Genomic DNA, 9,839 nt, shown 5'->3' on the forward strand with positions numbered 1-9,839 from the left:
AGACCCGCGCGCTCTCGCTGGCGGTCCGCACGAACGGCGCCCGCGCGCCCGGCGTAGTGATGCGCCGGATGCTGCCCGCCCGCTGATCCGGGCCGGCGTCCGGCGAGATGGTCGCTGTCCGCCGACGTCCTGGAGATCCCCATGCCTTCCGGCATCCCCCGTCAGACGCGCACTCGAGTGCGCCGGCGCCTTCACCTCGCCGGCCTGCGCCTGAAGCGCGCCGCATCCCGCGTCATCCGAAGCGTCTACCTGGTCAACGCGGCCGTGTGGACGGCGGCCGGCGCCCTCGTCGGATTCGAGGTGCTCGACGCCCTCGTCGGCGGCATGGTCGTCGCCCCCGAGGCCGTGCCTCTGCTGCTCGTCGCCCTCGCGCTGTGGTGGTGGGTGCGCAACCGCCGCGGCGAGCGCTGAGGCCCCACGAAGCCGTTCAACCGACGAGATCTGCGGCCGCTGCGCGCAGATCTCGTCGGTTGAACCAGGGCGGACGCGTCAGAGCGCGGTGAGGATGTCTTCGACCTTCTGCTTGGCGTCGCCGAACAGCATCTGCGCGTTGTCGCGGTAGAACAGCGGGTTGGCGACGCCGGCGTAGCCGGAGGCCATGGACCGCTTGAACACGACGACGTTCTCGGCTTCCCAGACGCGCAGCACGGGCATGCCGGCGATGGGGGATCCGGGGTCTTCGGCGGCGGCGGGGTTGACGGTGTCATTCGCGCCGATGACGAGCACGACGGAGGTGGATGCCAGGTCGTCGTTGATCTCGTCCATCTCGAGCACGATGTCGTACGGCACCTTGGCTTCGGCGAGCAGCACGTTCATGTGTCCGGGCAGGCGCCCGGCGACGGGGTGGATGCCGAACCGCACGTCGACGCCGCGTTCGCGCAGGCGCTTGGCGAGTTCCGCGACCGGGTACTGCGCCTGGGCGACGGCCATGCCGTAGCCGGGCGTGATGACGACGCTGGAGGCCTGGGTGAGCAGGGATGCCACGGCTTCGGCGTCGACCTCGTGTGCTTCTCCCTCGGGCTCGTCGCCGTCTTTCTTGGGTGCTTCGATGCCGAATCCGCCGGCGATCACCGAGATGAACGACCGGTTCATGGCCTTGCACATGATGTACGACAGGTACGCACCGGACGAGCCGACCAGGGCCCCGGTGACGATGAGCAGGTCGTTGTTCAGCAGGAAGCCGGCCGCGGCGGCCGCCCATCCGGAGTAGCTGTTGAGCATCGAGACGACCACGGGCATGTCGCCGCCGCCGATGGAGGCGACCAGGTGCCAGCCGAGGGCGAGGGCGAGCACGGTGACGACCACGAGCAGCCAGAACATCGGCGTGATGATGTACCAGACCGTCAGGGCGACGAACACGACCAGGGCGCCCACGTTGAGCACGTTCTTGCCCGGCAGCATGAGGGGCTTGGACGAGATCCGCGCGGACAGCTTCAGGAACGCGACGATCGAGCCGGTGAAGGTGACCGCGCCGATGAACACGCCGATGAACACCTCGCCGTGGTGGATGCCGAGCAGGCTCGCCGGGATCCCCTCGGTGTCGAGGGCGCCGTTCCAGCCCACGAGCACGGCGGCGAGTCCCACGAACGAGTGGAACAGGGCGATAAGTTGCGGCATCCCGGTCATCTCGACCACGCGGGCCCGCCACAGGCCGATCACCGCCCCGATCGCGACGGCGATCACCAGCAGCGTGACGCCCAGGCCGAGCGAGTTGGTGCCCCACGCGCCGGTGATGACGAGGATGACGGTGGCGATCAGCGCGATCGTCATGCCGACGATGCCGTAGGTGACGCCGCGCCGGGACGTCTCGTGCTTGCTGAGCCCGGCCAGGCTCAGCACGAACAGCAGGGCCGCGACGATGTACGCGGCCGTGGCGATGGATGCTGCGACGCTCATCGGTCACCCGCCTTCGAGAACATGGCGAGCATTCGCCGGGTGACGGAGAAACCACCGAACACGTTGATGGATGCCAGCAGCACCGCGACCGCGGCGAGGATCTGCACGACCGGCGACGGGGCGACGATCTGCACCATGGCGCCGACGACGATGATGCCCGAGATCGCGTTCGTGACGCTCATCAGCGGGGTGTGCAGCGCGTGCGCCACGTGCCCGATGACGTAGAACCCGATGATCACCGCGAGGGTGAGCACCAGGAAGTGCTGCGGGAGGGGGGCCGGGGCGAACGCGCAGATCGCGAACAGCGCCGCGATGCCGAGCACGATGAGCCCGGTCTTCGCGCCCGGCGACAGGGTGCGTTTCTGCTTCCGGGCGGGGGCGTCGGCCGCGGCATCCGCCTTCTGCGGTGCGGCCGACACCTGCACGGGCGGCGGCGGCCACGTGACCTGGCCGTCGCGCACCACGGTCACCGAGCGCTGCACGATGTCGTCGAAGTCGATGACGAGGTGGCCGTCCTTGCCCGGGGTGAGCAGGGTGAGCAGATTCACCAGGTTCGTGCCGTACAGCTGGGACGCCTGCGAGGGCAGCCGCCCGGCCAGGTCGGTGTAGCCGAGGATGACCACGCCGTTGTCGGTCACGATCCGCTCGCCCGCGACCGAGCCCTCGACGTTGCCGCCCTGGGAGGCCGCCATGTCGACGATGACGCTGCCCGGCTTCATGCTCGCGACATCCGCCGCGGTGATCAGACGCGGAGCCGCCCGGCCCGGGATGAGCGCGGTCGTGATGATCACGTCGACGTCCGCGGCCTGCTCGGAGTAGATCTCCGCCGCCCGGCGGTCGTACGCCTCGCTGGTCGCCTTCGCGTACCCGTCGGTGGACTGCTCGACCTGCACGTCCACCGCGAGGTACTCGCCGCCGATGGAGCGCACCTGGTCGGCGACCTCGGGACGCGGGTCGGTGGCCCGCACGATCGCGCCCAGGCTGGATGCCGCACCGATCGCGGCGAGCCCCGCCACCCCCGCGCCGGCGACCAGCACCTTCGCCGGCGGCACCTTGCCCGCGGCGGTGACCTGGCCCGTGAAGAACCGGCCGAACTCGTGGGCCGCCTCGATCACGGAACGGTACCCGGCGATGTTCGCGGTCGACGACAGCACGTCCATCGACTGCGCGCGCGAGATGCGCGGCACGGCATCCATCGCGAGCGCCGTGATGCCGCGCGTGGCGAGAGCCTCCAGCAGGTCCGGACGCAGGGCCGGGCTCAGCAGGCCCGCGATCACCGCACCGTCCTTCAGCTTGCCGATCTCGTCGAACGCGGGCGGGTTCACGCGCAGCACGATGTCGCTGCGCCAGGCCTCGTCGTCGCCGACGATCTCGGCGCCGGCATCCGCATAGGCCGAGTCGAAGAATCGGGATGCCTCGCCCGCGCCCGCGGCCACCGCGACGCGGTAGCCCAGCTTCACGAGGCGGGCGACAGTGGGGGGAGTGGCGGCCACGCGGGTCTCGCCGGGCGACTCGACGACGATGCCGATGGTCGCAGGCGGCGCGTGCTGCTCCGGTGCAGTGGGGGTCATGTTCTCTCCGTTGGGACGTTCTTGCAGGACTCTAGGGCGAGCAGGACGCCGGAAAACCCCAGATTACGTCGAGTCGCCGGGAAAGATTCGCCTTTCTTCCCGAAATGCGCGGCCAGCAGAGGGATACCATCCTGGATCGCCAAAGATTTGAAATGGAATTGATCTTCCGGATACCGGAATTATGACGGCGGATGGAGCCGTCGCCGTAAAATCGGGAGCTATGACCGTCGCCTCCACTGCCGTGCTCGAAGCCGACCGCCAGGCCCTCATCGGCCTCATCAAGGACGAGGCGGTGTTCCACGGGGACTTCACCCTGTCCAGCGGCAAGAAGGCCACCTACTACGTCGACATGCGCAAGCTCACGCTCGACCACCGCGCCGCCCCCGCGATCGGGCGCATCATGCTCGACCTCATCCGCGACGTGGACGGCATCGTCGCGGTCGGTGGCCTGACCCTCGGCGCCGACCCGATCGCGAACGCGGTCATGCACGAGTCCGTCAACGCCGGTCACTCGCTCGACGCGTTCGTCGTGCGCAAGGAGCCCAAGGACCACGGTCGCGGCCGTCAGATCGAGGGAGCCGACGTCGAGGGCAAGCGCGTGGTCGTCGTCGAGGACACCTCCACGACCGGCCAGTCGGCGCTCAAGGCCGTCGAGGCGCTGCGCCGTGCAGGCGCCGAGCCGGTCGCCGTCGCCGTGATCGTCGACCGCAAGACCGGCGCGCAGGCCGCCGTCGAGGCGGAGGGCCTGCAGTGGCTCGCCGCGATCGACCTCGAAGACCTGGGGCTCGACCCCCAGTAATCCACGGGGATGTCACACGCCGGCGCCGGCCGGTGTCTCCATGCCGAAGGAATCATTCCAGACGCAAGGAGAAGGACATGAACACTCAGAACCAGGCCCGCATCCCGGCCGCCGAGGTCACCGGCGTCTTCGGGGCCCTCGTCAAGCTGGGCGCCAAGAAGATGATCGGCCGCGTTCCCGACTCGATCGGCGTGCTGTGGCAGCACCAGGGCGTCATGAAGGACTCGATGGGCATCGGCCGCAAGGTCGAGGGATGGCACGAGCTCGACCCGAACCTGGCCTCGTACGCCGCGATGGCATCGGCCGCCACCATCGGATGCAGCTTCTGCCTGGACTTCAACTACTTCGCCGGCCGCAACCACGGTCTCGACCTCGAGAAGATCCGCGAGGTGCCCCGCTGGCGGGACTCCGCGGTGTTCAGCCCGCTCGAGCGCGCCGTGATGGAGTACGCGGAGGCGGCGAGCCAGACGCCGCCGGCGGTGACGGACGAGCTGTCCGACGCCCTGCTCGCGCAGCTCGGCGCCCCGGCACTCGTCGAGCTCGCCGCCCGCGTCGCGTTCATGAACATGACCGCGCGCATGAACGTCGCTCTCGGCATCCGCTCCGAGCACTTCGCGGACTCGTGCGGGCTGCCGCCGCTCGCCACCCGCTCGGCCGACGGACGCGCCGCGTAGGCTCGCGCCCATGAGCACCGACACCGTCGACGACGACCCGTTCGTCGCCCACCGGAACCTGCTGTTCACCGTCGCGTACGAGATGCTCGGCTCCGCCGCCGACGCCGAAGACGTGCTGCAGGAGTCGTGGCTGCGCTGGGCGGCGGTCGACCGCGACGAGGTGCGCGACCCGCGCGCGTACCTCGTGCGGATCGTGACCCGCCAGGCGCTCAACCACCTGCGCACCCTGTCGCGCCGCCGCGAGGAGTACGTCGGCGAGTGGCTCCCCGAGCCGCTGCTCACGAGCCCGGATGTCGCCGACGACGTGGAGCTCGCCGAGAGCCTCTCGATCGCGATGCTCACCGTGCTCGAGACGCTCGGGCCCGCCGAGCGGGCGGTGTTCGTGCTGCGCGAGGTGTTCGACGTGCCGTACGACGAGATCGCGGATGCCGTCGGCAAGACCCCGGCCGCGGTGCGCCAGATCGCGCACCGCGCGAAGGACCACGTCGCCGCGCGCCGCCCGCGCGTGCGGGTCGTGCCCTCCGAGCTCGAAGAGGTCATGGAGCGCCTCGTCGCGGCTCTGAACACCGGCGACATGCAGGGCCTCATGGACGTGCTCGCCCCCGACGTCGTGTCGGTGGCGGACGGCGGAGGCAAGGTGCACGGCGCCGCGCGGCATCCGATCGTGGGCGCGCTCCGGCTCGCCCGCTACCTCATCAGCGGCATGACGAAGGCGGGCGGCGCCCTCGTCGCCTCGGCGACCCGGGTGAACGGGCAGCCCGGCATCCGGATGGAGCTCGACGGTCAGCTCGCCGCCGTCGTCAGCGTCACCGTCGAGCACGGCCGGGTCACGCACATCTACTCGATCGCCAACCCCGAGAAGCTCGGACGCGTGGACACCGAGGCGGTGGTCGCACGCTGACCTGCGGGCGGGCCCCGGCCGGCCGGCGGCGCGCGCACCGGACCGGCCACGGGGCCGCAACGGGCGCGGTACTCTCGTTGCGTGGCGCGTGGCGACTGGGACCCGACCCATCTGCCCGATCTGAGGGGTAGGCGCTACCTCGTCACGGGTGCGACCCGGGGAATCGGCTATTTCGCCACCGAGCAGCTCGTCTCCGCCGGCGCGCACGTCATCCTCACCGGTCGCAACCCGAACCGGCTCGCGGCGTCCCACGCCGCCGTCGAACGGCGCGTGCTCGACGTGTCGGCGGGCGGATCCGGCGCGGGATCGGTCGAGACGCTGCTGCTGGACACCACGAACCTCGGCTCGATCCGGGCGGCCGCGGCCACCGTGCGCAGCCGCGGACCGCTCAACGGCCTGCTGCTGAACGCGGGCATCGTGCACCCGCCCCGCGAGCGGCACGAGATCGAGGGTCACGAGCTCGTGTTCACCACGAATGCGCTCGGGCACTTCGCCCTGGCCGGCGAACTGCTGCAGGTGCTCGCCGTCATGCAGGGGCGCATGGTGTGGCTCGGCAGCCTCGCGACGTTCCTCGGCCGGTTCGACCCGGTCGACATCGAATCGGTCGACCACTACACGCAGTGGCGCGCGTACGCGCAGTCCAAGGTCGTGACCACGGTGCTCGGCCTCGAGGCGGACCGGCGGATGCGGGAGTCCGGCGTGCCGGTCTCGAGCGTGGTCGCGCACCCGGGCTACTCGCTGTCCGGCCGCAGCCCCGGCATCCGCGGGGTGAACGAGCCCTCCGCGTTCGACCGGTTCGCGGACGCCTGGCAGGCGCCGATCGCGCAGTCCAAGGAGCGCGGCGCGCAGCCGCTCGTGCGGGCGCTCGTCGACCCCGAGGTCCAGGGCGGCGAGTTCTGGGGGCCGAAGTACATGGTGCATGGGGAGTCCCGGCCGTCGCTGCCCGCCCGATACGTGCGCGACCCGGAGCTGTGGGCGCGCGTGTGGCACTACTGCGAGCAGGCCACCCGCGTGCGCTGGCCGTTCGAGAAGGCGTCCAAGGCCCGCCGCCGCTGGTGACCCGGCGACGCGGGCGGGCTCAGGCCGTCAGCCACACGGCGGAGGCCGCGGCATCCGTCACCGGAACCGCCGCACCCTCGATGGTCACGGTCCCGCGCGCGTCGACGCGCACCTCGGTGCCGACCGTGAGCCCGGCATCCTCCACCTCGCGGAGCACCTCGGGGTCGCGGTCGCTCACGCGCAGCACCCGGCCGGCGTGCCCTGGCCGGGCATCCGCGAGCAGCACGAAGGGCTCGCGGTGCACGTGCCCCGCGGCATCCGGGATCGCGTCGCCGTGCGGGTCGAACCGGGGATGCCCGAGCCGGGTGTCGATGCCTTCGAGCAGGCGGTCGCTGAGCGCGTGCTCGAGGATCTCGGCCTCGTCGTGCACCTCGTCCCACGTGTAGCCGAATTCCCGCACCAGCCACGTCTCGATGAGCCGGTGCCGGCGGATGATGGCCGCGGCCCGCTGCTCGCCCTCCGCGGTCAGCGAGATCGGCTGGTAGGGCTCGTGCGAGACGAGTCCCTGCGCGGCGAGCTTCTGCACCATCTCGGTGACGCTCGACGGCGCCAGCCCCAGCACCGAGGCCAGCTGCTTGGGGGTGATGCGGCGGTCCTGCCACTCGGTGTGGTGGTAGATCGACTTCAGATAGTCGTCGACGGCGGGGGACGGCACGCGCTCCAGGCTACCCGGCACGTCACGCGGGCCTGAAGGTGAGCCACAGCAGCGCGACGTTCAGCACGATCAGCAGGGCCGCGGCGGCGACGGCGAGCCCGGTGGTCACCGGGTGGTTGCGGTGCGCGCCGAGCACCTCGCGGCGCGCGGTGAGCGCGACCAGCGGCACGAGGGCGAACGGGATGCCGAACGACAGCACCACCTGGCTCAGCACGAGCGACCGGGTCGGATCGGCGCCGAGCATCAGCAGCGCCAGCGCGGGCACGAGCGACACCAGCCGCCGGGCGATGAGCGGCACCCGCACGTGCAGCAGGCCGTGCATGATCTCGCCGCCGGCGTAGGCGCCCACGGCGGTGCTGGCGAGGCCGCTGGCGAGGAGGCCCACGGCGAACATCGTCGCGATGATCGGGCCGATGCTCGCCCGGATCGCGTCGTACGCCTCGTTCAGCGTCGTGGTGCCGTGGGGCACGTTGGCGGCGGCGAGCAGCAGGATGCAGACGTTCACCGCGCCCGCGATCGTCATCGCGATCGTGACGTCCCAGCGGGTGGCGCGCACGAGGCGCGCGGCGGTGTGGGTGCTGCCGGCGAACCGGTCGCGGGTGAGGCTCGAGTGCGCATAGATCGCGTGCGGCATGACCGTCGCGCCGAGGATGGATGCCGCCAGCAGCACGGAGCCGGCACCGTTGAAGCGGGGCACGAGTCCCGCGGCCATCGGGCCCGGCGCCGGGGGCGCGACGACGACGCCCACGACGAATCCCACCGCGATCACGGCGACGAGGGCGATGATGACGACCTCGAACATGCGGGCGCCGTGCCGTGCATGGACGGCGAGCAGCAGCAGCGACACCGCGCCGGTGATCAGGCCGCCCCAGGCCAGCGGCAGCCCGAACAGCAGGTTCAGGGCCACTGCGCCGCCGATGACCTCGGCGACGTCGGTCGCGATCGCGACGAGCTCCGCCTGCAGCCAGTAGGCGCGCCGCGCCCACGGTCGCCGGATGCGCGTGCCCAGATGCTCGGGCAGGCTGCGCCCGGTGACCACCCCGAGCTTCGCCGACAGGTACTGCACGAGCCAGGCGATGACGTTCGCGGCGACCACCACCCACACCAGCAGGTAGCCGTAGGCGGCCCCCGCGGCCGTGTTGCTGGCCACGTTGCCGGGGTCGAGATACGCCACGCCGGCGACGAGTGCGGGCCCGAGCAGCAGCGGCACACGCGGCAACCGGGTGCGCCGCGGACCCCCGAACAGGGAGCGCGCCCCGGCATCCGTCCTCATCCCGCCGGCCATGGGCCCACGGTACGCCATATTTCGGCTCACCGAAATATCCGGATCCGTCACGTCGGGCCGGGTGCGGGGTGCGTTCGTGACGGATCGGGATGCCGGGGCGCCGGATACCCTGGGTCGGTGAGCGACACCGGGCATCCTGAGCAGTCCGTTCCGTCGGAGGCCCGGGCGGAGTCGGCGGCGCACGGTGCGGCCGCACCCGCTCACGGCGTCGGTCCCTGGCCGGGAGGCTCGGATGCCTGGCCCGTCGACGAGCGCTACGACCCGGAGCTGCTCGAGCACGGCGACACCCGCAACGTGGTCGACGGGTACCGGTACTGGACGATGGACGCCATCGTCGCGGATCTCGACGCGAAGCGGCATCCCTTCCATGTCGCGATCGAGAACTGGCAGCACGACATCAACATCGGCTCGATCGTGCGGTCGGCGAACGCCTTCCTCGCCGCCGAGGTGCACATCATCGGCAACCGGCGCTGGAACAAGCGCGGCGCCATGGTCACCGACCGCTACCAGCACGTGCGCAACCACCCGACGGTCGAGGACTTCGCGGCCTGGGCTCAGGACGCCGGCATCCCCGTCATCGCGGTGGACAACGTCGCCGGTTCGCAGCCGGTGGACCACGCCGACCTGCCCCGGTCGTGCGTGCTGCTGTTCGGCCAGGAGGGGCCCGGGCTCTCCGACGAAGCGCTCGCCGCGGCGCAGGGGCACGTCGAGATCACCCAGTACGGATCGACCCGGTCGATCAACGCCTCGGCGGCGGCAGCGGTGGTCATGTACGAGTGGTGCCGCCGCTGGGCCGATTAGCGGGCTCCGCCGCTGGGCCGATTAGCGGGCTCCGCCGCCGGGCCCACCGGCGCGGGCGGAGCTACCGGCCCGCGTTCAGACGTCCGCGCAGCTCCGCCGCATCGACCCGGAGGGCGGCGAGGAGGGCTGCCGCGGGATCGGGATCGGGCCGATCGAGCACGGCCAGCATCACGTGACGTGACGTGATCGTGCGCGACT

The 9,839-nt window shown here is 71.3% G+C and carries 10 protein-coding genes; 6 read left to right on the top strand and 4 right to left on the bottom strand.

Annotated features, from left to right (window positions below; all coding sequences use genetic code 11):
- Positions 1-141 precede the first annotated feature (141 nt).
- Complete coding sequence (locus VJR25_RS14190; protein ID WP_324116126.1) at positions 142-411, top strand: hypothetical protein; 270 nt, start codon at positions 142-144, stop codon at positions 409-411.
- Between the two features lie 78 nt (positions 412-489).
- On the opposite strand, the gene pntB is transcribed toward VJR25_RS14190, so the two are convergent.
- Both pntB and VJR25_RS14200 read right to left on the bottom strand, forming a co-directional pair.
- Entirely contained in the window at positions 490-1,896 is a 1,407-nt protein-coding gene (gene pntB, locus VJR25_RS14195) for a Re/Si-specific NAD(P)(+) transhydrogenase subunit beta (RefSeq protein ID WP_324116128.1), read from the bottom strand.
- Complete coding sequence (locus tag VJR25_RS14200; RefSeq protein WP_324116130.1) at positions 1,893-3,467, bottom strand: Re/Si-specific NAD(P)(+) transhydrogenase subunit alpha; 1,575 nt, start codon at positions 3,465-3,467, stop codon at positions 1,893-1,895. The genes pntB and VJR25_RS14200 overlap by 4 nt, the downstream gene beginning before the upstream one ends.
- Positions 3,468-3,687: 220 nt before the next feature.
- Between VJR25_RS14200 and pyrE the strand changes: the two genes are divergently transcribed.
- From pyrE to VJR25_RS14220, 4 genes are all read left to right on the top strand, one after another.
- Positions 3,688-4,266 carry an orotate phosphoribosyltransferase gene (gene pyrE, locus VJR25_RS14205; protein WP_324116132.1) on the top strand — a complete coding sequence of 193 codons (579 nt, stop codon included), beginning with the start codon at positions 3,688-3,690 and terminating at the stop codon, positions 4,264-4,266.
- A gap of 77 nt (positions 4,267-4,343) precedes the next feature.
- Positions 4,344-4,940, top strand: a complete 597-nt coding sequence (locus VJR25_RS14210; RefSeq protein ID WP_324116134.1) for a carboxymuconolactone decarboxylase family protein — start codon at positions 4,344-4,346, stop codon at positions 4,938-4,940.
- 10 nt (positions 4,941-4,950) lie between these two features.
- Entirely contained in the window at positions 4,951-5,841 is an 891-nt protein-coding gene (locus tag VJR25_RS14215) for an RNA polymerase sigma-70 factor (protein WP_324116136.1), read from the top strand.
- A gap of 81 nt (positions 5,842-5,922) precedes the next feature.
- Entirely contained in the window at positions 5,923-6,900 is a 978-nt protein-coding gene (locus VJR25_RS14220; protein WP_324116138.1) for an SDR family NAD(P)-dependent oxidoreductase, read from the top strand.
- Between the two features lie 19 nt (positions 6,901-6,919).
- On the opposite strand, the gene VJR25_RS14225 is transcribed toward VJR25_RS14220, so the two are convergent.
- The gene (locus VJR25_RS14225) at positions 6,920-7,555 is read right to left on the bottom strand and encodes a metal-dependent transcriptional regulator (protein WP_324116140.1); all 636 of its coding nucleotides are present in this window, start codon (positions 7,553-7,555) and stop codon (positions 6,920-6,922) included.
- Between the two features lie 22 nt (positions 7,556-7,577).
- The gene (locus VJR25_RS14230) at positions 7,578-8,828 is read right to left on the bottom strand and encodes an Nramp family divalent metal transporter (protein ID WP_324116145.1); all 1,251 of its coding nucleotides are present in this window, start codon (positions 8,826-8,828) and stop codon (positions 7,578-7,580) included.
- A gap of 129 nt (positions 8,829-8,957) precedes the next feature.
- Between VJR25_RS14230 and VJR25_RS14235 the strand changes: the two genes are divergently transcribed.
- Positions 8,958-9,641 carry an RNA methyltransferase gene (locus VJR25_RS14235; protein WP_324116142.1) on the top strand — a complete coding sequence of 228 codons (684 nt, stop codon included), beginning with the start codon at positions 8,958-8,960 and terminating at the stop codon, positions 9,639-9,641.
- The last annotated feature ends 198 nt before the right edge of the window (positions 9,642-9,839 follow it).

Origin of the sequence: Microbacterium sp., assembly GCF_035277845.1 — a bacterium.
GTDB lineage: Bacteria > Actinomycetota > Actinomycetes > Actinomycetales > Microbacteriaceae > Microbacterium.